Origin of the sequence: Cognatiyoonia sp. IB215182 (assembly GCF_033963905.1) — a bacterium.
GTDB lineage: Bacteria > Pseudomonadota > Alphaproteobacteria > Rhodobacterales > Rhodobacteraceae > Yoonia.
Map to the genome: position 1 here is coordinate 39,500 of NZ_JAXBMB010000006.1, position 20,334 is coordinate 59,833.

At 58.4% G+C, this 20,334-nt stretch carries 25 protein-coding genes and 1 pseudogene; 7 read left to right on the forward strand and 19 right to left on the reverse strand.

All coding sequences use genetic code 11. The annotated features are described in order from the left end of the window. Window positions 1–10: 10 nt before the first annotated feature. The 6 genes from SLH47_RS13030 to cysG form a co-directional block, all read right to left on the reverse strand. The gene (locus SLH47_RS13030; protein ID WP_320240374.1) at window positions 11–859 is read right to left on the reverse strand and encodes a ferredoxin--NADP reductase; all 849 of its coding nucleotides are present in this window, start codon (window positions 857–859) and stop codon (window positions 11–13) included. Window positions 860–935: 76 nt separating this feature from the next. After that, entirely contained in the window at window positions 936–1,346 is a 411-nt protein-coding gene (locus SLH47_RS13035) for a DUF934 domain-containing protein (RefSeq protein WP_320239989.1), read from the reverse strand. After that, the gene (locus tag SLH47_RS13040) at window positions 1,343–2,062 is read right to left on the reverse strand and encodes a phosphoadenylyl-sulfate reductase (protein WP_320239990.1); all 720 of its coding nucleotides are present in this window, start codon (window positions 2,060–2,062) and stop codon (window positions 1,343–1,345) included. The genes SLH47_RS13035 and SLH47_RS13040 overlap by 4 nt, the downstream gene beginning before the upstream one ends. Beyond that, window positions 2,052–3,722, reverse strand: coding sequence for a nitrite/sulfite reductase (locus SLH47_RS13045; protein WP_320239991.1), 1,671 nt, complete (start codon window positions 3,720–3,722; stop codon window positions 2,052–2,054). Before SLH47_RS13045 ends, SLH47_RS13040 begins: the two co-directional genes overlap by 11 nt. A 65-nt stretch (window positions 3,723–3,787) precedes the next feature. Next, window positions 3,788–4,084 (reverse strand): DUF2849 domain-containing protein, encoded by a 297-nt coding sequence (locus tag SLH47_RS13050; RefSeq protein WP_320239992.1) that lies wholly within the window; start codon window positions 4,082–4,084, stop codon window positions 3,788–3,790. Continuing rightward, complete coding sequence (gene cysG / locus SLH47_RS13055; RefSeq protein WP_320239993.1) at window positions 4,084–5,475, reverse strand: siroheme synthase CysG; 1,392 nt, start codon at window positions 5,473–5,475, stop codon at window positions 4,084–4,086. The genes SLH47_RS13050 and cysG overlap by 1 nt, the downstream gene beginning before the upstream one ends. A 135-nt stretch (window positions 5,476–5,610) precedes the next feature. Here cysG and SLH47_RS13060 point away from each other — a divergent pair, with 135 nt between their 5' ends. Next, a complete protein-coding gene (locus tag SLH47_RS13060) occupies window positions 5,611–6,072 on the forward strand; it encodes an Lrp/AsnC family transcriptional regulator (RefSeq protein ID WP_320239994.1) in 462 nt (153 codons plus the stop codon). A gap of 3 nt (window positions 6,073–6,075) precedes the next feature. On the opposite strand, the gene ltnD is transcribed toward SLH47_RS13060, so the two are convergent. Beyond that, the gene (gene ltnD / locus SLH47_RS13065; RefSeq protein WP_320239995.1) at window positions 6,076–6,966 is read right to left on the reverse strand and encodes an L-threonate dehydrogenase; all 891 of its coding nucleotides are present in this window, start codon (window positions 6,964–6,966) and stop codon (window positions 6,076–6,078) included. Window positions 6,967–7,138: 172 nt separating this feature from the next. On the opposite strand from ltnD, the gene SLH47_RS13070 reads away from it, so the two are divergent. From SLH47_RS13070 to SLH47_RS13080, 3 genes are all read left to right on the forward strand, one after another. Then, window positions 7,139–7,498 (forward strand): hypothetical protein, encoded by a 360-nt coding sequence (locus SLH47_RS13070; protein WP_320239996.1) that lies wholly within the window; start codon window positions 7,139–7,141, stop codon window positions 7,496–7,498. Between the two features lie 13 nt (window positions 7,499–7,511). Beyond that, window positions 7,512–8,312, forward strand: coding sequence for a DUF2145 domain-containing protein (locus tag SLH47_RS13075; RefSeq protein WP_320239997.1), 801 nt, complete (start codon window positions 7,512–7,514; stop codon window positions 8,310–8,312). A gap of 152 nt (window positions 8,313–8,464) precedes the next feature. Next, window positions 8,465–9,196 (forward strand): L,D-transpeptidase, encoded by a 732-nt coding sequence (locus SLH47_RS13080; RefSeq protein WP_320239998.1) that lies wholly within the window; start codon window positions 8,465–8,467, stop codon window positions 9,194–9,196. On the opposite strand, the gene SLH47_RS13085 is transcribed toward SLH47_RS13080, so the two are convergent. Beyond that, window positions 9,193–9,474 carry a hypothetical protein gene (locus tag SLH47_RS13085; RefSeq protein ID WP_320239999.1) on the reverse strand — a complete coding sequence of 94 codons (282 nt, stop codon included), beginning with the start codon at window positions 9,472–9,474 and terminating at the stop codon, window positions 9,193–9,195. The two genes, SLH47_RS13080 and SLH47_RS13085, sit on opposite strands and share 4 nt — an antisense overlap. A 103-nt stretch (window positions 9,475–9,577) precedes the next feature. Further along, the gene (locus SLH47_RS13090; RefSeq protein ID WP_320240000.1) at window positions 9,578–10,756 is read right to left on the reverse strand and encodes a cytochrome P450; all 1,179 of its coding nucleotides are present in this window, start codon (window positions 10,754–10,756) and stop codon (window positions 9,578–9,580) included. 284 nt (window positions 10,757–11,040) lie between these two features. On the opposite strand from SLH47_RS13090, the gene SLH47_RS13095 reads away from it, so the two are divergent. Beyond that, complete coding sequence (locus tag SLH47_RS13095) at window positions 11,041–11,868, forward strand: cobalamin-binding protein (protein ID WP_320240001.1); 828 nt, start codon at window positions 11,041–11,043, stop codon at window positions 11,866–11,868. Between the two features lie 6 nt (window positions 11,869–11,874). On the opposite strand, the gene tpiA is transcribed toward SLH47_RS13095, so the two are convergent. The 10 genes and pseudogenes from tpiA to SLH47_RS13145 form a co-directional block, all read right to left on the reverse strand. Next, a complete protein-coding gene (gene tpiA / locus SLH47_RS13100; RefSeq protein ID WP_320240002.1) occupies window positions 11,875–12,606 on the reverse strand; it encodes a triose-phosphate isomerase in 732 nt (243 codons plus the stop codon). Between the two features lie 87 nt (window positions 12,607–12,693). Next, the gene (locus tag SLH47_RS13105) at window positions 12,694–12,987 is read right to left on the reverse strand and encodes a TfoX/Sxy family protein (protein ID WP_320240003.1); all 294 of its coding nucleotides are present in this window, start codon (window positions 12,985–12,987) and stop codon (window positions 12,694–12,696) included. Beyond that, entirely contained in the window at window positions 12,987–13,349 is a 363-nt protein-coding gene (locus tag SLH47_RS13110) for an iron-sulfur cluster assembly accessory protein (protein WP_320240004.1), read from the reverse strand. The genes SLH47_RS13105 and SLH47_RS13110 overlap by 1 nt, the downstream gene beginning before the upstream one ends. 46 nt (window positions 13,350–13,395) lie before the next feature. Further along, a complete protein-coding gene (locus tag SLH47_RS13115) occupies window positions 13,396–14,097 on the reverse strand; it encodes a DUF3307 domain-containing protein (protein ID WP_320240005.1) in 702 nt (233 codons plus the stop codon). Beyond that, window positions 14,091–14,750 carry a hypothetical protein gene (locus SLH47_RS13120; RefSeq protein WP_320240006.1) on the reverse strand — a complete coding sequence of 220 codons (660 nt, stop codon included), beginning with the start codon at window positions 14,748–14,750 and terminating at the stop codon, window positions 14,091–14,093. The genes SLH47_RS13115 and SLH47_RS13120 overlap by 7 nt, the downstream gene beginning before the upstream one ends. 102 nt (window positions 14,751–14,852) lie before the next feature. Then, complete coding sequence (locus SLH47_RS13125) at window positions 14,853–16,055, reverse strand: glycerophosphodiester phosphodiesterase family protein (protein ID WP_320240007.1); 1,203 nt, start codon at window positions 16,053–16,055, stop codon at window positions 14,853–14,855. Between the two features lie 194 nt (window positions 16,056–16,249). After that, complete coding sequence (locus tag SLH47_RS13130) at window positions 16,250–16,801, reverse strand: hypothetical protein (RefSeq protein WP_320240008.1); 552 nt, start codon at window positions 16,799–16,801, stop codon at window positions 16,250–16,252. 77 nt (window positions 16,802–16,878) lie between these two features. Continuing rightward, window positions 16,879–17,013, reverse strand: a pseudogene (locus SLH47_RS26380) (sugar O-acetyltransferase); the annotation flags it as partial. A gap of 65 nt (window positions 17,014–17,078) precedes the next feature. Beyond that, window positions 17,079–17,441, reverse strand: coding sequence for an SUF system Fe-S cluster assembly protein (locus SLH47_RS13140; protein WP_320240010.1), 363 nt, complete (start codon window positions 17,439–17,441; stop codon window positions 17,079–17,081). Between the two features lie 86 nt (window positions 17,442–17,527). Further along, the gene (locus SLH47_RS13145) at window positions 17,528–18,088 is read right to left on the reverse strand and encodes a sugar O-acetyltransferase (RefSeq protein ID WP_320240011.1); all 561 of its coding nucleotides are present in this window, start codon (window positions 18,086–18,088) and stop codon (window positions 17,528–17,530) included. 126 nt (window positions 18,089–18,214) lie between these two features. Here SLH47_RS13145 and tgt point away from each other — a divergent pair, with 126 nt between their 5' ends. Together tgt and SLH47_RS13155 are read left to right on the forward strand one after the other, a co-directional pair. Further along, window positions 18,215–19,345, forward strand: coding sequence for a tRNA guanosine(34) transglycosylase Tgt (gene tgt / locus SLH47_RS13150; protein ID WP_320240012.1), 1,131 nt, complete (start codon window positions 18,215–18,217; stop codon window positions 19,343–19,345). Continuing rightward, entirely contained in the window at window positions 19,342–20,268 is a 927-nt protein-coding gene (locus tag SLH47_RS13155) for an alpha/beta hydrolase (RefSeq protein ID WP_320240013.1), read from the forward strand. The genes tgt and SLH47_RS13155 overlap by 4 nt, the downstream gene beginning before the upstream one ends. Window positions 20,269–20,334: the final 66 nt, after the last annotated feature.

The following is a 20,334-nucleotide window of genomic DNA, read 5'->3' on the forward strand; positions in this document are numbered from 1 at the left end:
ACTCTGGAAGCTAGTCCAGAAAAGCCTTTTCCACGACATAGTGTTGCGGGTTGGAGTTTGCGCCTTCGACTAACCCGTATTCTTCCAGCATGTCCTTCAGTTCGAGATTGAAGGCCAGATTGCCGCAAATCATCGCCCGGTCGGTTTCGGGCGAAAGAGCTGGCACACCAAGGTCGGTAAACGCCTCGCCAGACCGCATCAGGTCGGTGATCCTGCCCATCTTGGGGCTCTCTTCGCGGGTTGTGGTTGGGTAATACTTGATCTTCTTCCAGAAGCCGTCGCCGATGACTTCATTGAGCAGTTCGTCATCTTTCAAGGCTTCGATCAGGTCACGCCCATAGGTCAGCTCGCCCACTTCGCGGCAGGTATGTGTGATGATGATTTCGTCATAGTCTTCATAGGTTTGCGGCTCGCGCAGCAATGACGCGAAGGGCGCAAAACCGGTTCCGGTCGCAAAGAACCATATCCGCTTGCCGGGCAGCAGTGCGTCATGAACCAGCGTGCCGACGGGTTTGGGCCGCAAGATGATTTCATCGCCCGGTTTGATATGCTGCAGTTTGGACGTCAGCGGACCGTCCTGCACCTTGATGGAGTAGAACTCCAGTTCCTCGTCCCAGCTGGGCGACGCAATGGAATAGGCGCGCAGCAAGGGTTTCTGCTTGCCCGTCTTGGGATCCGGATCGCCCATCAGCCCGATCATGACAAACTCGCCCGACCGGAAGCGCAAGCTTGCAGGCCGAGTGCAGCGGAAGCTGAACAGCCGATCAGTATAGTGTTGCACATCCGTAATGGTCTGCGCATCGGGCAGGGTGGGGACGGCCTTTGCGGTGTCTAAGGTCACAGGTGTCTGCTCGGTCATATGTATCATGGCAGCCCTTATCGGGCCGCCCTCCGTCTTAGTCGTTGATCTGGATCAGGGAAAGGGGGCTTTGGTCCTAGCCGCGCAGGCGGGCCTGATAGTTGTGGTTCTGCCAGTCGGCGCGGAACAGCCATTGGTCTTCGGGCTGGCGGGCCGCAAGGGCATCGTCGATTTCGACCTCGTCAAAGCCGGAGCGCCGCGCCATGGCGTATTGGTCGGCCAGCACGTGGCCCTTCGCCCGGAGCCGCCCCTGATAGCCTGCTCGCCGCAACATTGCGGCTAGCGTGAAACCGCGCCCGTCCGCAGAGGACGGGAAGTCGATGCGGATCATTGGGGCATTGGTCAGGCTCCCAAGTGTCTCGGGCGCCGTGTCTGAGGGCAGGTCGATCCCGTAATCGCAATCATTGGCCGCAGCCTCGCTATGCGCGATGAAGCTGCCGGTCCAATCATCGGTGCTGAACCCGTTATCCGTGACGATCACACTCATGCTGCTTTTCCTGGTCTGACGGCTTTACCGTTGTCAAAATGAATGCCGCATTCGGTCTTGTCGCTGTCGCGCCAGCGGCCTGCGCGGGGATCTTCGTGTGCGCTCACGCGGGTTGTGCAAGGCATGCAGCCGATAGAAGGGTAACCTTGCGCGACCAGCGGATGCCGGGGCAGGGCATGTGCGTTCATGTAATCCTGCACGTCCTTTGTGGTCCAATTGGCGAGCGGGTTGATCTTGATCTTGGCGCCGTCCTTTTCAAAGAGCGGTAGCGTGCTGCGCTGCCCGCCCTGATAGCGCTTGCGCCCGGTGATCCAGCCGCCGAAATCCTGTAGCGCCCGGTTCAGGGGCCGTGTCTTGCGCAGGTCGCAGCAAGCATCGGTGTCGGCCTGATGCAGGATGCCGTCGACATCTTCGACCAACACCTCGTTCCGGTCCGGCCCGATGATGCGCACATCTGTGAGCCCCAGATGCTCCGCGACCTCGCGCTGGTAGGTCAGTGTTTCCGGGAACAGCATTTCGGTGTCGAGGAAGATGATCGGCGTGGCCTTGTCGATCTCGGCGATCATATGCAGTAGCACGACGCTTTCCGCCCCGAAGGAGGAGACGAGGGCCACGGGCCCGATCTGCACATCATCCAGTGCGTGCTTCAGCACGATTTGCGCATCCGATTTCCGGTGCAGGATGTTGCGGCGTTCGGCGAGTTCCTTAAGCGGCATTGGCTTTGTCCTCGGCGGGGTAAAGGATGGCTTTGAACGGCTCCATCCCCAGACGGCGATAGGCCTGGAGGAAGGTTTCGTCTTCGTTTTCACGCAAGTCGAGATAGCCGGTGACGAGTCGCTCGATGGCGGGCACGATCTCGTCCGCGCTGAAACCGGGGCCGGCCCGTTCGCCGATTGTTGTCGTCTCGGTTCCGTCGCCGCCCAGCGTGATCTGGTAGTTCTCGACGCCAGCCCGGTCGAGGCCCAGAATGCCGATATGGCCCACATGATGGTGCCCGCAGGCATTGATGCAGCCGGAGATTTTGATTTTCAACTCGCCAATCTCGTGTTCGATTTTCAGCTCATCGAAGCGTGTTGCGATTTCTTGCGCGATGGGGATCGAGCGGGCCGTGGCCAGCGCGCAGTAATCCATGCCCGGGCAGGCGATGATGTCGGAGGCGAGCCCGATATTCGCCGTGGCCAGATCGGCCTCTCGCAAAGCCTGATAGACGGCGGGTAGGTCGGATTTGTGCACATGTGGCAGGATCACGTTCTGTTCGTGGCTGATGCGAAGTTCATCGTGGCCGTAGCGCTCGGCGAGGTCCGCCATGACCCGCATCTGGTCCGAGGTCGCGTCACCGGGGGTCTGGCCGTGCTTCTTGATGCTGATAGAGACGATGGCGTAACCGTCGGACCTGTGTTCGGCGAGGTTCGTGTCAGTCCACGACCGGAAGGCCGGATTGGCGAGGCGCGCGGCCTCGTAACCATCCGTGGATTTGGTGACAAAGGCGGGCGGGGCGAAGGCCGCCTCGATCTCTTTCAGAAGCGCCTGATCGTGGCCCGAGAAGCCTTCCCGGATCGCTGCGAAGCGTTCCTCGACCAGTTCCTGGATTTTCTCCAGCCCGTTCTCATGCACGGTGATTTTGATCCGCGCCTTGTACTTGTTATCGCGGCGACCCAGCAGGTTGTAGACGCTGACGATGGCCTCGACATAGGGCAAAAGGTCCGCCTTGGGCAGGAAGTCCCGCAGGACCTTTCCGACCATCGGCGTCCGGCCAAGACCACCGCCGACGATAACCTCAAAGCCGGGTTCGCCTTCATCATTGCGGACCATGCGGAGACCGATGTCATGCGCTTTGGTGACGGCGCGATCATGCGTTGCTCCGGTCACGGCGATTTTGAACTTGCGCGGCAGGAACTGGAATTCCGGATGGTCGGTGGACCACTGGCGTAGGAGTTCTGCGATAGGGCGCGGGTCCTCGATTTCATCGGCGGCCGCACCAGCGAAATGGTCGGCGGTCACGTTGCGGATCGTGTTGCCGGAGGTCTGGATGGCGTGCATGCCCACATCGGCCAGCGCCTCCAGCATGTCCGGGACATCCTGCAGTTTCGGCCAGTTATACTGGATGTTCTGGCGGGTGGTGAAATGACCATAACCCTTGTCCCAGCGATCGGCGATGTATGCGAGCTGGCGCATCTGAGAGGGGTTCAGCGTACCGTAAGGGACGGCAACGCGCAGCATGTAGGCGTGTAGCTGCAGATAGAGGCCGTTCATCAGGCGCAGCGGTTTGAACTCGTCCTCGGTCAGCGAGCCGTCGATGCGGCGGTCCACTTGGGCACGGAACTGGGCCACGCGGGAGCGGACGAAAGCCTCATCGAAATCGTTATATATGTACATGTCGTTTCCTTCTGGCGGGCAAATTCTCGCAGAGAATTTGGAGGCAAAGTTTCTGTGAAACTTTGCTACCCGGCCTGCTTTCCGTGGTTGTAGTTCGAGGGACCGCGCGTGCGGAACGCTTCGCGGAAATGAGTGGGTTCGGGGCCGTCTAGCCCTTCTTTTGCGTCGGCCAGATAGGCTCCTGCGATCAGGTCGGCCTGCGCCTGGGCTTCGAGCAGGCGCAGGTCGCCATGGGCTTCGTCGGTAATCAGTTCGGCCTTGTGGATGTCGCGGGTCCATGTGTTGTCTTCGGTCAGCCAGACCGCGTCGCCCTCCAGTAATGCGTTGGCGGTGACGACTTTGGGTGTGAAGCTCCGTGCCATTATGCAAACTCCCTGAGGTTTTGTGATTGCGCGGCGGCATCGCGCGGTGCAAGGCCGTAAAACGTGATGGCGGGGCCGGTCAGATTGGCATTGGTCATGGTTGGTTCCATCTCGGCCAATGTCGTGGCGATGATGCGTTGATTGGCTCGGCTGACGTTTTCGATGATCGTCACCGGGGTCACCGGGTCCGCACCGTGCATCAGCAAACGCCCCTGAATGAAGCGCGCGGATTTCTTGCCCATGTAAATCGCCGCGACCTCGCCCGGTTGTGCGAGCGCGCGCCAGTCATGGTCGGCGTATCCCTTGGTGTCGTGCCCGGTGATCAGGCGGATCGCAGAGTTGCGACCGCGCTTTGTCAGGCTTTGCCCGATATTCGCGACGGCGGCAGAGGCGGCAGTGATACCGGGGATGATCCTGTAAGAGATTTCGGCGCTTTCAAGGGCTTCGATTTCCTCATCAAGCCGACCGAAGACTGTCGGATCGCCTGCTTTCAATCGCACAACATGGTGGCCATCCTGCGCATGTTCGACGATCAGCGTGTCGATGTCCTCCTGCTTCATCGAAGGGCCGAAACCGGTCTTGCCCGCATCGATGATAATCGCCTCGCGCCGGGCGAGTTCGAGGATTTCGCTGGTGACAAGCCGGTCATGGATCACGACATCGGCCTTGTCGAGCGCGTTGCGGGCCTTGAGTGTCAGAAGTTCCGGGTCTCCGGGGCCTGCGCCGACCAGATCGACATGGCCCGCTTTGGTTTCTTTCATGATGTGGTCATCGAGAAGCGTCTCGAGCGCTGGAAGCACACCGTCTTCACCTGCTTCGGCAATAGCCTGTGGACCCTTGCCAAAGTAAAAGGCCGACCAAAAATCGCGGCGTTTGCGGCCCATGGGCAGGACCTCTACTGCGTGGCGGAAGCTCTTGCCGATGCGGGCGAGGATGCCGAGAGAGGTGGGAAGCCGCTCTTCAAGGTCGGCCTTGATAGCCCGGGCGAGGACGGGGGCGGAGCCTTCGGTGCCGATGGCGACCGTCACCGGGTCGCGGTCAACGATGGCGGGGGTGATGAATTGGCTATCGGCGAGATTGTCGACGATGTTCACCAGCGCGCCTTGGGCATTGGCAATGGCCGAGACACGGGCATCTTCGGCATCATCTTCGTTGGCTGCGTAGAACAACGCAGCGCAGAGTGCGTCGCCCGGTTCCATAGCGCGTTCGATGATCGCCAGCTTGCCCTGATCTGCCCATTTTCGGATGTCGGGCGCGATTTCAGCGGCGATCACCGTTAGATGCGCCTCGGTCTTCATCAGCAAACGCAGCTTTGCCATAGCTGCATCGCCACCGCCTGAAACAACAATGCGGCGGCCCTCGACGGCGAGGAAGATGGGAAAGTGCTTCATGACGAACCTCGAATTTCTTGGGTTCAATATAGAACAACGTTCTGCTATTTGCCTCCCTCGGGTGTCAGTTAAGGACATATGTTCCAGGTTGTGCTGAATTCAGACCACCTGTCCTTGGATTTGGGAGAATTGAGAATGACCGTGCGGATTGATGCCACAGACCGGAAAATTTTGGCGGCGCTGCAGGCGGATGCAGCGCAATCGCTGGACGAAATCGCCAAGGAAATCGGGTCGTCCAAGACCCCTGTCTGGAACAGGATTCGCAAGATGCGCGAGGCCGGGATTATCGGGCAGCAGACAGTGCTTTTGGATGCCGAGGCGCTTGGGTTTGAGGCCTGTTTCTTTGTCCTGATCCGCACGTCAGAGCACGATGCAGACTGGCAGGGCCGGTTCCTCAAGGCGTTAAAATCAAGGCCAGAAGTGCAAGAGGCGCACAGGCTGGCGGGGGATATCGATTACATCCTGAAAGTACGGGTGCAGAACGCGCGGGCCTACGACACATTCTATCAGGCGCTGATTTCAGAGGTAAAAGTGCACAACGTCACGGCGCTTTTGTCGATGGAAGAGATCAAATCGACAGTAGCACTGCCGCTCTGAGGCCTAGTTCTTGGCGCGGGGCAGGGTGAGACCGGCTTGTGCCGCATAGACCTTCGCAATCGCGGCGTCATCCTCGGCGCCCAGACCCATCGCTATGGCTTTTTCATATTGTGCGAGGGCCGTGTCAGTTATGGGTGCGTCAAACCCCGCCGATTGAGCGATATCGCGGACAATGCCTAGATCCTTGGGCCAGATTGTCACTGACGAATGCGGCGTGTAGTCGCCATCCACGATATGCGGCGCGCGGTTTTCCAGCATCCATGATGTCCCGGCGCATTTGCTGATCACTCGCAGAAAATCGGCGGGCGCGATGCCCTGGGTCATGCCAAATGTCATCGCTTCGGCCATTGCCGCGATGTGTATGCCGGCGAGCATTTGATTGACCGCTTTCATGGCAGAACCAGCTCCAGCATCATCGCCTAGCTCAAATACCGTATCTGCCATTGCATCCAGGATTGGCCGAGCCGCTTCAAATGCCTCGCCCGTGCCGGAGGCCATGACGGAAAGCTGTCCCGCGGCCGCCTTTGCCGCCCCGCCCGAAATCGGTGCGTCCAGATAGTGGATCTGATTGGCCTTGCATCTTGCGGCCATGTCGCGTGCAAAATCGGGCGGTACTGTCGCGCATCCAAGCACGACAGCCCCGGGTTTCATCAGCAGAGCAATCCCGGTGGCGCCAAACAGCACGTCTTCGGTCTGATCTGCGTTCAATACCACGATGACGGCTGCATCAAGACTGCCCGGCTCCAGATCTGAGGTCACGCCACCCGCGCTTTGAAATCGGTCCACTGCCGATACATCAAGGTCAACGCCCCAAACATGATGCTGTGCACGCAGGATTGATTGCGCGATGCCGTATCCCATCGCACCCAAGCCGAAAACGGCAACATTCGCCATAGCGTTCCCCTCGATCAAACGTGCTGAAGGGATGGAGGATGTGGGCTGCGACAACAACCCTTGATGATGAGGTCAGGAATTCCTTACCAACGTGAACGACGTTCATTTTTTTGTTGATGTAAATTCGCCGCTCTGTTAAGAATTGAACAATGTTCATAGTTGGAGTGAAGCAATGAAACCCCTGAAAGTGATAGCGCTTCCCGCAATCCTAGGCCTTGTGACGGCTTGTGCGGCGCCAAGCGTGCAGCATGCTGCGCAATCGGCTGATCATAGTGCACAGGCGACCAGCCATGGTGTCAGCGCGGCGGCTACAAGTGCTGCGACGGTAACTGCAGTGCCCGTTGTGGCGGCCGGTTCCGTTCTGAGTGTCACCGGTGCCGCCCTAGAAGAGGTTGGGGAAGGCGCTGTGGTGGCTGGGGTAGAGGTTCTGGATGCGACCTTGGGCCATGCACCCACACATACCTGTCCGACTGGCACAGTTGCGCCGCAACGTGCCTGCCCGACGCCTGATGGCCCGCCAAGACTGCGTTAGGGGATCAGGAACAATGAGAAAACTCTTAGCAATCTTGAGTATCGTTGCAGGCTGCGCACTGCCCGCCTCAGCAAATGCGGGCAGTAGCAGTGCCGCAAATCCGGTCTTACCGGCCAACGAGGTAGCCGCATTCTCGAACCGTGTGCAGCAGGACCTGGCCGCACGCGGGGCCAATGTTGCAATCGTGGCGCGCATTGGCCGAGACCCGTCGTTACTGCCCGAAGGGATCCGATATACCCATGTGGCCTTCTGGGTTTACTCCGAGGTCACGCAGTCAAATGGCCAGAAGGGGCGGGGGTATCGCGTCTATAACCTCTACCAGCGCAACGGAGATCTGGCGCGCAGTGACCTGATCCAGGACAGCCCGGCTGATTTTTTTGCGGCGGCACAGCGGCTTGATGCGGGTGTGATCATTCCCGATCCGCGTCTGCAGCAGCAATTGCTGGATGTGATCACCAGCCCGACCTATGCCGCTTTGCACAATCCGACCTATTCGGTTCTTGCCAATCCCGGTTCGGCGCAGTTTCAGAATTGCACCGAACATACGCTCGATGTGCTGATGGCGGCCCTTTATGACACATCCGATCCGCGTCAGATCAAGGCCAACATCGCCGCGCATTTTCAGGGGCAAGAGGTCAGACTAAACGGCCTGCAGCGGCTTTTCGCGCCCGCAGCGTCGCGGGCTTTGACAACGGCTGACCACGGTTCGGTCGTCCGTACGGCCACATTCGGATCCATCGCCCGCTTTATGGACGCTCATGACCTTGCGGACTTGACCTACAGGATCACGCCGGACCGGCTGGTGCGCTACTAGCGGTACATCGCCTCAAACCGATTAAACCCAATGCGTTTGGGACACGGTTTGGGGCAAATGACCCGAAAGTGACACGGAAGCCGTTGTTTCCACGCCGATTCCTGCGTAACCATCTGCGGGTCATATCTGTAGCCAAACGAGATAGGTGAGCCATGTTCAATCGACGTCATTTCATTATGACATCAACGGCGCTGTTTTCCGCCCCGATCGCCCAGCCGGTCTTTGGACAGGAGGTCGACCCCGAGGCGGAACCTGTCGATCCGGCAGCTCTCATCGAGGAAGAGCCGCCACGGCCTCCGGTCTCCCCCCCGTCACGTTGGGCTGGATGGGATGCGCGGGTCACGCCACGCAATTACGACCCGTTCACGTCGAACCCCTGGGGGCTGCATCCGCGCTTTTTGCCAACAATTGTGGAAGCCAATCCAAACCTGACGCCGGGTGACATCCATGTCGATGCGATTGCGCGGTATCTCTACCATATCCGGCCCGATGGAACAGCGATGCGCTATGGCGTGGCCATCGCGCGGGGCAGCCTTTATGAGCCGGGCACTTACACAATCCGGCGCAAGGCAAAGTGGCCGACGTGGCGTCCCACAGACGACATGATCGAACGCGATCCACGCTCGTTCGAGCGTTTCAAAGATGGCGTTGATGGTGGCCCGACCAATCCGCTGGGCTCACGCGCGTTTTATCTTTATGTGGGCCGACGCGACACATATCTGCGTATTCATGGCACACCATCACCGCGCTCCATCGGTGGTCGCGCCAGCTCTGGCTGCGTGCGGATGGTCATGGCCCACATCATTGGCCTCTATGATCAGGTGGGCACCGGATCAACCGCCGTGCTTTATGCGACCGAAGACGGTGTGACGGCCCGCAGCTAGGTCGCCGGAACCTCTTCCGGGCTGGCCGCACAAATCGGCCGGCCTTCTTTTGTGCGCAGTGGCAAGAGTGTGGTCTCAACTGGCCCTGCGTGGCTGTACCAGTAGCAGTTGTCCTCTTCCAGCAGCACGACCCTTTCCAGATCCTGAAATGGCGCCGCGATGGCCAGGACGCCCTCGGGCACATTGCGCAGGTAGCGCTGCCCATCAGGCCCGGGAACGGTTTCGCAGGCAGCCAATGTCAGGACGGCAACGATTGTAAGGTATTTCTGACTGGTCACAGGACATCCCCCTATTGTTGGGGCTGGTGCTAAACACTTCATCTTGCAAGACGCAACAGATGGTATTGTGCTGACGGTCATTTTTTTGCGCCTGTGTCGCAATTCAACCTTTGTTTGCATGCGTCTGGACCATCAGTTTTTCCAAACCGTGGAAATGATAGACGTCGCCATAACTGGGTGTTGCAGTGATCTGGAGGTCCGGACAACGTTCAAAAAGTGCGTTGAGGGCGATCTGTAACTCCAGCCGCGCGAGCGGCGCGCCGACACAGAAATGAATGCCGCCACCGAAGCTGGTGTTCTTGGGTCCCTTACGCTCTGGGTCAAACACGTTGGGCGCGGTGTAGGCTGCCGGGTCGCGGTTAGCGGCGCCCAATATGCAGGCGATCTGGTCACCGCGTCGGAACTGGTGCCCCGCCATCTCAACATCTTCATAGACCCAGCGCGTGAACATATGCAGCGGTGGGTCATAGCGGATGATTTCTTCCACGCAGGTTTCGGTGATCTCACGATGATCGTGCTCAAGCAGCGTCTTGGTTCCATTGCCCAACGTGTGCACCGTTGCCTCGTGGCCCGCATTCAACAAAAGAATGCAGGTTGTGATCAATTCGTCCTCGCTGAGCTTATCTCCCTCATCACGCGCGGCGATGAGGCTTGAGATCAGATCGCGCCCAGGCGAGGCACGCCGCTGGGTGATTGTGTCGCGCATGAAGGCGGTAAATTCGTTTGTGGCCGTTATCGCCGCATCCTCGATCTGGGACGTGCGGCGTGCCTGATACATGGCGACCATGGCATTGGACCAGCGCAGCAGATCGTCAGCATGGGACCCCGGTACTCCAAGCAGGCGGGCGATGATCTGAACCGGGACGGGCTGGGCATAATGGGTTAAAAGATCGAAAGGATGATCAGGGAACTGATCAATCAGATCATGGCAAAGCCGGGTGATTTCAGGCTCCAGCGCTGCGATCGTGCGGCTCGTAAAGGCGCGCAAGACCAACGCGCGCAGCCGCGTATGGCGTGGAGGTTCGAGTTCCAGCATCGAATGCGCTTCGACGTCGTAGAATGGACGCAGTTTGGGAGGAATGTCCGGCGCTTTTTCAGGGGGTGCCTCGCGTCCCATTCTCTTGTGGCGCAAAACCGCATGGACGGCTTCATGGCTGACAGCACACGCCATGTCATAGTCGCTCCACCAGAAAAAATCGCCCGCTGCCCTTGCGCGGTCATAGAATGGGTATGGGTTCTGTACAAAAACCGGGTCGGTCGGGGATTGGTCGAGGCATTCCATAGCCGCAGGTTTGGTCAAGAGCACTGCGCTTTGCAAGCGCGGCTAGCTTCTGGCTTTGCCTTACGCTTCGATGGCCGGTCACCGCGCAACTCGTGCCAGACATAATCAAAAATACATCTTTGAGATGTGCGTCGTGTTGCAAAACATCCTTTAGGTGTTTCACGCGACATTCTGACGCGCCAGGCCTGCCTCTTTTTTGTGCTAGCCTGCATGCAATTGAATGCCGTCCTATCGGGAACAGGGAACGTGTGGCACTCAATTTGCCAGCAAGGGAGGGAGCGTTCATGGCCAGAGTGCCAATGGACGAAGGTGCGTTCGACCGCTCCGAATACGACCGGGCCGATCAGCAATTTCGATTGGCCAAGCAGAAGCTACCGCGCGAGGCAGTCAATGACCTCGCGCGTGAAGTTGTGAGGCGTTTGAGGTTTCGTATGCCCAGGACAATGCGCAAAGAGGATCTGCCAGGTGTCGCAGAGATAGATCTGCTTTGTTCCGCATTGCTATCACCCAACGAAGATGCCGCCGATCAACTGATCATGGCCGCCCGCCGTGATGGCGTGGATGTCGATGCGATCTATCTGGGTTACGTCGCTGGTGCCGCGCGGCGACTTGGCGAGATGTGGGATGCTGATGAAGTGTCGTTCATTGATGTCACATTGGGGTGCGCAAAGCTTTATCGGATTATTCGCGGCCTACGCCACATCGTCGCGCCCGGAATCGTGTTTGGGCGCGATGAAAAGCCGGCGCTCTTTGCGCTGGTCCCCGGAGAGACCCATACGCTTGGTATTGAGATGGCCACCGACCTGTTTCGCCGCGAAGGGTGGGACGTGGATATGATGGTCGGTCTTGATCACGAAGTTCTCGTCGATCAGGCCGAACATCGCAGCTATCAAGCCATTGTTCTTGTGGCAAACAGCGACGGGATGATGCAGCCGCTGATCCGGCTCATCCTCGCTTTGCGGATCACGCAGCCGCTGGCGCATATCGTTGTGGCTGGAAACATCCTCGATCATCACCCGGACATCATTCACATGGTGGGCGCTGATGCAGTCATCAAGGATATTGAGACGGCAATCACAAAGCTACGCTCAGTCATGGATGAGCCGCTTTAGAACGGGTCAACTATTCTCCAGCGCCGTAATGATTGGAGAAAAATCCTCTGCCTTCAGGCTCGCACCGCCAACAAGCGCGCCGTCAACATCTGCCACGCTGAAGATGTCGCTTGCATTGCTGCCTTTGACAGAACCGCCATAGAGGATGCGCATTTCAGCGCCGTCGTTGAACTGATCCGTTAGCTTCTTGCGGATATGGGCATGGACCTCGCCGATTTGCGCCAGCGTCGGTACTTTACCGGTGCCGATGGCCCAGACAGGCTCATAGGCGATCACGGTGTTTTCGGCATCGGCTGTGTCCGGCACGGAGCCTTTGAGCTGGGCGTCGATGACGGCCAGTGTGGTGCCGCCTTCGCGCTCTTCCAGTGTCTCGCCGATGCAGATGATCGCGATCAGCCCGGCATCATAGGCCGCGCGAGCCTTGGCTGCGACATCGGCACTGGTTTCGCCATGATCTGTCCGACGTTCGGAATGCCCCGTGATCACATAGCTTGCCCCGGCATCGGCCAGCATCTCTGCACTGATATCGCCGGTATGGGCGCCGCTTACGGCCACATGGCAATCCTGCCCGCCGATGTCGAAAGGCGTGTCTTCGCAAGCGCTGATCAGCGTTGTGGGCGGGCAGATCAGGATGTCCACATGTGCATCGCCGTGCTTTTCCTCTAGCTTGGCAAGCTCCACCAGATTGGCGCGCAGCCCGTTCATCTTCCAGTTTCCGGCGGCGAGTTTGCGAGGCATGGGTCCGGGTCCTTTCGTCTGGTCCGGTGACTTGCTAGCAAGTCCGCGCCGGAAGCGGAAGGGATGGTGGCTGCCATGGCGGCGATGTCAGGACGTCAGAAACCGCCGGGCCCAATCACATGCCGTCTCAGGATCGTCCAAGGCGCTTTCGGGAAGCGACCAATAGGGCATGTTGTGGAACTGTTCGGCCCCTTCATCGGCGAGCATTGCGGCGGTCTCGGGCGTTGTCTTGACGTAGATGCGCCCCTCGCTGCTGACCAGGGCAAAGATTGCGGCGTCCAGATAAAGCCCAAGCCCGCCGAACATCTTGCGCGACGTGACATGGCCCAGATCAGAGAAAAGGTCGGTGGCGAACGCGATATCTGCGTCGCTGACGGCCATTACTTGGCGGTCAGGTTTTCATCGAACTTGATCGATTCACCGCAGCCGCAGGCGTCGGTCACATTGGGATTGCGGAATTTGAAACCAGCTTCAAGGAGCGAGACTTCGTAGTCGATCTCCGTACCGAATAGGAACATCTGCGCCATGGGTGCGATCATCACGCGGGCGCCATCCTGCTCGACCACTTCATCAAGCGGATCCACCTCGGTGACATAATCCATCGTGTATTCCATGCCCGCACAGCCGCCCTTTTTGACGCCAATGCGCAGGCCCTGATGGCCATCCTTGTCCATCAGCTTGGCGATTTGTGCGGCGGCCTTGTCGGTGATCGTGACGGCCTGTTTACCTGGAATGCCGAACATATTGGTGCTCCTTTGGCAGTATATGTAGGGCAGGGCGACGGCCCGCTCAAGATGGTGTCGGGTCGATCCCGGTGATTGTGATGAGCGACAATGTCGCATAGCTGATCAAAAGCGCCCAGCCGAAGGAGGCGAGCGTACCGATGATCACATATTCGCTCGCGCGCTGATCTTTTGAGGCTGTGTCGAACCGCAGGATGGATTTCGCGGCAATCAGAAAGCCGATCCCGGCGGGTTGGCCGGTGAGTACCATCAAGTAAATCAGTGCACGCTCGAGAAGGCCGATCATGCGACCGGCAGCTGGCAGGCCTGCATGTTCGATGTTCTGGAAATCCGACATCAAGAGGCCGATGGCTGGCCCCCCAGCAAAAACGCACAGGATCAGCCCAGCGCTAACGGCCAAGGCATATTGCGTCCAGATTGATGCGTCGGGCCAGAGAAGCGCGAGTTCTGGCCAGAACCACAGGACACCTATGATGACGGCATAATGTGCCAGTTGATCGGTGATATAGGGCCAGAGCTTGTCGGGGGCGTAGTGTGTCTTGATCAGGTCGATGACCAGATGTGTGCCCGCGATCGTGAGCGTTGGCAGAAGCTCTCCCTTTAGCGCGATGAACGAGAGCACGAACACAATGCCGATATGGGCGGCCATCGCCTCTGGCTTTTTCTTGTTGGCGAGGATCCAGCTGTTCTGGAGCGGGTAATCGGCCAGCAGATGGGCCAGAAAGAGGGCGAGGGCGGTAGTCAGCATTTTGATTTTGCCGTGTTTTCTGAAAAGTCGTGATTGCGGATAGCGTAAAGCGCATTGTCAAAATAGGGGAGGCCCGCGCCCGACAATCGGCTTTGCACTGCCTGTCGCGTGACACCCAGATGGGCGGCGATGTCTTCGTGGCGTTTGAACTCACCTTCCAGCCAGAGCGCAATCGCCTGGGCCTGGGTAGCCGTCCAGCCGCTGGCGACGCATTCGGCCAGATCGACAATCGCGACCTCGGCGTTGTCTATGCCCTGGCCCGCAAGGGCGATCAATCTGTTGCCGCCCATATGATCGAGGAGGTCACCGGATGTGAAGAATGCCGTGCCTGTTGCATCGGCCAGATCGCGCGTCCCAAGGGTTTCGAAGGCGCCAACGCCTATTGAAAAGCGCGTGTCGATTTGGGAGTGATCGGCCTTTAGCCGGGCAATGATGTAAAGCGCGGCGTCCAAGAGCAGGTTGGGGTTCGTCAGCACGATCTGCCAACCATCACCGCGATAGCGCGTAAACCGCAGATCAATGTCCCAAGCCTTGCCAAAGCGCTTTGCAGCATCGCGCAGGATAGTCAGCGTCGCCTCGACGGTTGAGATATCTGCCTTGCGTGATTTGATCAGATCGCCAGTCAGAACAGCGCAGATGGGATACTTTTGCATGAGCAAAAGGTAATATTTGCTCTTCTATAAAGCAAGGAAATTTATTTGCTGTATATCAAAGCAAAGATCCGGGGGCGCTGGGCACCCCCGGATGAGTGTGGCTTAAAGCCCCATGCAATTCGCGTAATAGGTCGTTGTCGCTGGCCAGTCAGAGAAGACGCCAACAACGCCCACATCCTGGGCCAAGGCATCAAGGACCTCGAAATAGACGCCGTCATTGTCGGTCACTTCTGCCACGGACTGGAAATACCAGCCGCCGCCACCACCCAAGGGGCCAGAGCGTTCCAGTGTCCAGGTGATGATGTTCAAATCCGCCGCATTCGCAGCATTCGCAAGGGCTGAAGGAACAATCTCACCATTCTCGACGGTCAGCAGCATCCATGTGGGCGGGGCTACGTACTGGATGCCCATCGCCTTGAGCTCTTCCATCGTGTTGGGCCAGGTGCTGGGGTCCATGGGCGAATAGCCTTCGATATCGTATTCATCCATCAGATACACGGCCTGCGCGCCGAATTCCGGTTCGTTTTCAATCCAGTAGAGTACGTCTTCAAGGTTAAAGGATTGCAGCCAGACGTCGGAGGCAGGCACCCCGGCGGCCTTGTATTCGTCCACCAGCTTCTGCGCGTAGTCTTCCTGGCTAAAGCCGTTGAAAGGCATATCAACCGATGGTGTCTTCAGCTCCGGTGTGAATTTGGCACCCAGATCGCGGAAGATTTCGATGGATTCCGCATGGGTCATCAGCGTGGTGTTGTCGACATAAAGATCGGTGCGCCAGTTCGCGGTGCCCCCGAGATACTCCTCAGGCGTTGTGGCGCTGCTGTCGGACGCATCCATTTTTGGCTCAAGCGTTTGGAACTCGGCCAGTGTGATATCGCTGGTTCGGCATTCCGCAGTCGCCGCTGTGTCACCCGATGCGGGGCTGAACGGTGTGGTGCATTGATCCGCCAGATCGGTGACCAGGATGTTGGTTGTCGTGTGCAGGTCGTTTTGCGCGTGACGGCAAACCAGTTCCAGGTCGGATGTAAAGGTTACATCACATTCGAGGATGCCCGCCCCCATCTGCGCGGCAGCCACGTTTGATTCGACGGTGTGTTCAGGGAACAAGAGTGGCGCCCCCCGGTGGCCGATGGAGAAGTCCGATTTTTGCGGGGTCTGCATTGCGCAGGATTCCAGCTGTGTTTTCAACGGGCTGTCATCCATTTGTGCGATCAGAAAGGCCGGGCGCGGACCATATGTCAGCGCGACTTCGGCAATGGCTGACGTGCCCACAAGGATGGCAATCAGGCTCAGGGAAAGACATTTCATAGCAGACTCCAGTATTGTTCACCGCGTCGGCATGAAGGCCGTTTGTAACGGCAAACTGACAAATTAGTAAAAGTGTAGCGACAAATGCGTTCCGCTGAAAGGGTTGCAGAGTGCCCAGAGTGACCGACGCTGCGAGTTACACGAATGGCTGCTCTTACTGGCCTTTCCGGTCAAGGGACCGATGCTATCGAACGCTATGTGGTCGAAAGGTGACCCACAATCAGGTCGTCTACTTCAGCTTTTATGGCCTCTAAAGACAACGGTTCGACACTTTCACCCATGAGAAGATCAGCGTCGAAGCAAACGGCGCCAAAGTCCTTTACAAGGCAATAACTCAAAATGAAGCCAACCGCGGCATGCTCTGGCTCACCGGCAAGTACAAAGCAGAGGCATCTTGTGCGATCCGCCACGGCATTGCGCAGTAAGCGTTCTGGACCTTTGTCCAGCTCCTCATTTTCGATGAATTCATCAATGTCAAAAAACTCAGATTCAAACCTGTCATAGTCATACTGTGCATCTGCACGCCCGCCCGCCAACTCGAATTTGAAGTCGCCCTCGCGGCTGCTTACGTCCCAGTTGTCGGGTATGATCAGGGGAAATCCGTATCTTTCAATCGCTACCTGCAAAGTTGACGCATTCGGCACCAAGCCTGGTTGAAGGAAGTTCGCAAGCATCATCATGGATCGTGTTGCCTTAGTTACTGATGTAATCTGCGGCACAAGACCACAAATCCAGATAATTGGCATCTCAAATCAGTCTTGTGTCTTACGAAAGCAGCTTTGACGGCACAGGCTTAACGGCGGCTCGGTCCGTCTCACAGGCATCAGCTATCCGGTCCCGGCGGCCCTGCCGGATTACCGATTACCGTTCCTCTGGCCGCCACATTGCGGGTGACCACGCTGTCTGCCCCGATGATTGCATCAGCGCCTGCGCCCGTTTGCGCACCGTCACCAATTCGAAATTGCCGGGTGCACAGGCCTTGCCGGCGATCATGCGGTCTTTCTGGCTGGAGGCCATGCCTGCTTACATAAAGCCCAGTTCAAGCCTGGCTTCGTCAGACATCATGTCCATGCCCCATTGCGGCTCAAACGTCATTTCGACATCAACCTGTTTGACACCGGGCAGTGGTTCGATGGCGTCGGCGACCCAACCCGGCATTTCGCCCGCGACGGGGCAACCCGGTGCTGTTAGTGTCATAATGACACTCACCGCGTTATCTTCTTTGATATCAATCGTATAGATCAGGCCAAGATCGTAGATATTGACTGGGATTTCCGGATCGTAGACCGAACGACACGCTTGCACGATATCGTCGTAAAGTGGATGATCGGTGGTGGATGGCGCGATCATAGGCGCCCCTTCAAGCTGAGTGTTGGTGTCGGTCATCACGATCTATCCCTAATCCTGAGTGAAGATATAGGGTTTAGCCCCTCGCCCGTAAAGGGGCGGCGCCCGCGTGACGCAGGATGAGACTAATCAAGTGATGCCAGCGGTCGGGCAGGGTTGCCCACAACGGTTTGTCCCGCAGCGACATCACGCGTCACGACCGCACCCGCACCAACAACAGCATCATCGCCAATCGTGACCCCCGGCAGCAGGAGTGCACCGCCACCGATCCAGACATTCGCGCCGATGGTGATCGGTTGCCCCATCTCCAACCCTTCGGCCCGCTGCGCCGGATCACGGGGATGGTCGGCCGTGAGGATTTGTGTGCCTGGGCCGATCTGTGTGCCTGCGCCGATATGGATCGGACAGACATCCAGCAAAACGCAGCCATAGTTCAGGAAAACCCCGGAACCGCAATGAATGTTGAAACCGTAATCGACATAGAAGGGCGGCCGAATGACCGCGCCGTTATGGGTACCCAGCAGTGCCCCGAGCAACTGCTTCCGCGCGTCGTCGTCACCATAAACGGTCTGATTGTAAGCCCGCATCAGACCTTGGGCCCTTTTGCGCGCGGCCACCAGTTCCGGATCGCCCGCACGATATAGCTCCCCGGCAATCATACGGTCTTTTTGACTGGTTTGGGTCATAAGGTTTCCCTGGACTTTGTATTTTTAGCCTGAGTTATCCTGCACATGCGTAGCGCAACATCGCAACCGGGCTCATGGCGGTCTTCACCCCTTGGCATTTCGGTGCGGATCGGACATGACGCGCGAATGACCAAGCGCTTTTCATTCTCGCTCAACGCGACCGACGGCAAGGCCCGAACCGGTTTGATCTCCACCCCGCGAGGTGACATTCGGACGCCTGCCTTCATGCCCGTTGGTACGGCTGCCACAGTAAAGGCGATGTTGCCAGAGAGTGTTGCAGCGACGGGGGCCGATATCCTTCTCGGTAATACGTACCACCTGATGCTGCGTCCAACGGCGGAGCGTATTAACCGGCTGGGCGGCCTGCACAAGTTCATGAATTGGGACAAGCCAATCCTTACCGATAGCGGTGGCTTTCAAGTGATGAGCCTGTCGGATTTGCGCAAGCTGACCGAAGAGGGCGTGACTTTTAAGTCTCATATCGACGGCACCAAACATCACTTGACACCCGAACGATCGATGGAGATCCAGCGGCTCTTGGGGTCGGACATTGTGATGTGTTTCGACGAATGTCCGGCATTGCCTGCGGATCGCGACCGGATCAGGACCAGCATGGAATTATCGATGCGATGGGCGCGACGTTCGCGCGATGCTTTCGGCGACCGCCCGGGCCATGCCTTGTTCGGCATTCAGCAGGGCGGGCTTGAAGAGGATTTGCGCGCCCAATCGGCAGAGGCGTTGCGCGCGATTGAGTTTGACGGCTATGCGGTCGGTGGTCTTGCCGTAGGAGAAGGGCAAGAGGCGATGTTCGGCGTTCTCGATTATGCGCCAGATCAGCTGCCCGTGGACAACCCCCGTTATCTGATGGGCGTGGGTAAGCCGGATGACATCGTGGGGGCCGTGAAACGCGGGATCGACATGATGGATTGCGTCCTGCCCAGCCGCTCTGGCAGGACCGGGCAGGCCTTTACCCGGCGCGGCGTCGTTAACATCAAGAATGCCCGTCATGCCGAGGATCCGCGCCCGCTGGACGCAGAATGCACTTGTCCGGCCTGCGCCAACTATTCCCGCGCCTATCTGCACCACGTCTTCCGCGCGCAAGAGATGATTTCTGGCATGCTGCTGACCTGGCACAACCTGCATTACTTTCAGGAGCTCATGCAGGGCATGCGCGATGCGATTGCGGCAGGCGGTTTTGATGCCTGGGAAGCGGCTTTTCACGCCGGGCGCGCGCAGGGCGACATTGCGCCGCTATGACCGAAACCGAGGTCAGGGTCGAAAGTCTGGGCGTCACACTTGTCGGGACGCGCCTTGTCCCGGATGATCCAAAGGGCGTTGTTCTGCTTGTCCACGGCTCTGGCCCGTTAGACCGCGACCAGAACAGCAAAGCCGCTAAGTTACAGACATTCGCTTACCTCGCGGCGGCGCTGGCCAAGGCGGGATATGCCAGCATCCGATGGGACAAACGCGGGATCGGGGCCTCTGGCGGCGATTATCAGGCGCTGCGTCAGTCCCTGCTTGTGGCGGATGTGCGCGCGTGGATCGGGGCGGCGCAGGGTCTGGGTCCGATCTACCTTTTGGGGCATTCGGAAGGCACGGCGATAGCGACCGAGGCAGCGCAGGGACAGGACGTGGCGGGATTGATCCTGATCTGTCCCTATATCACGCCGGGTGGCGAAATTCTGATCCGTCAGGCCGCACGAGCGGATGAGGCGGTTGATCAATGGACCGGCATTCAGGGATGGTTGGCGCGGACCGCCACCCGGATCATGGGCAGGCCCAGTCAGGTTCAGGCCCGCATTGTGCGCAAGCTTGAAGAGACCGACAACCCGCATATCCGGGTTGGGTTGCGCAAAGTGCCCGCGCATTGGTTGCGGGACTTCGTGGAGGCTGATCTTGACGCGACGCATCGCAGCAATCGGCACCCCACATTACTTATCGTCGCAGAGCATGATGCGCAATGCCCGCCCGAAGATGGCGCGGCGATTGCCGCGCTGAACCCGCATGCCGAACTGATCCGGATTTCCGGCCTGTCCCACATCCTGCGGGCGACCGACACCGACAGCTTTGCTGACTACCCGCGCCAGTTGAAACAGCCTAATGACCCCCGCGTTGCCGAAACCGTGATTGGCTGGCTGGAACAGGGTCAAATACCACCCACTGCGGTCGGGAAACCCTGACCTGACGACATGCCACGTCCATGCCAAACTGCCCGCATTTCAATACCAAGTTGTTTGAGGGTGTTA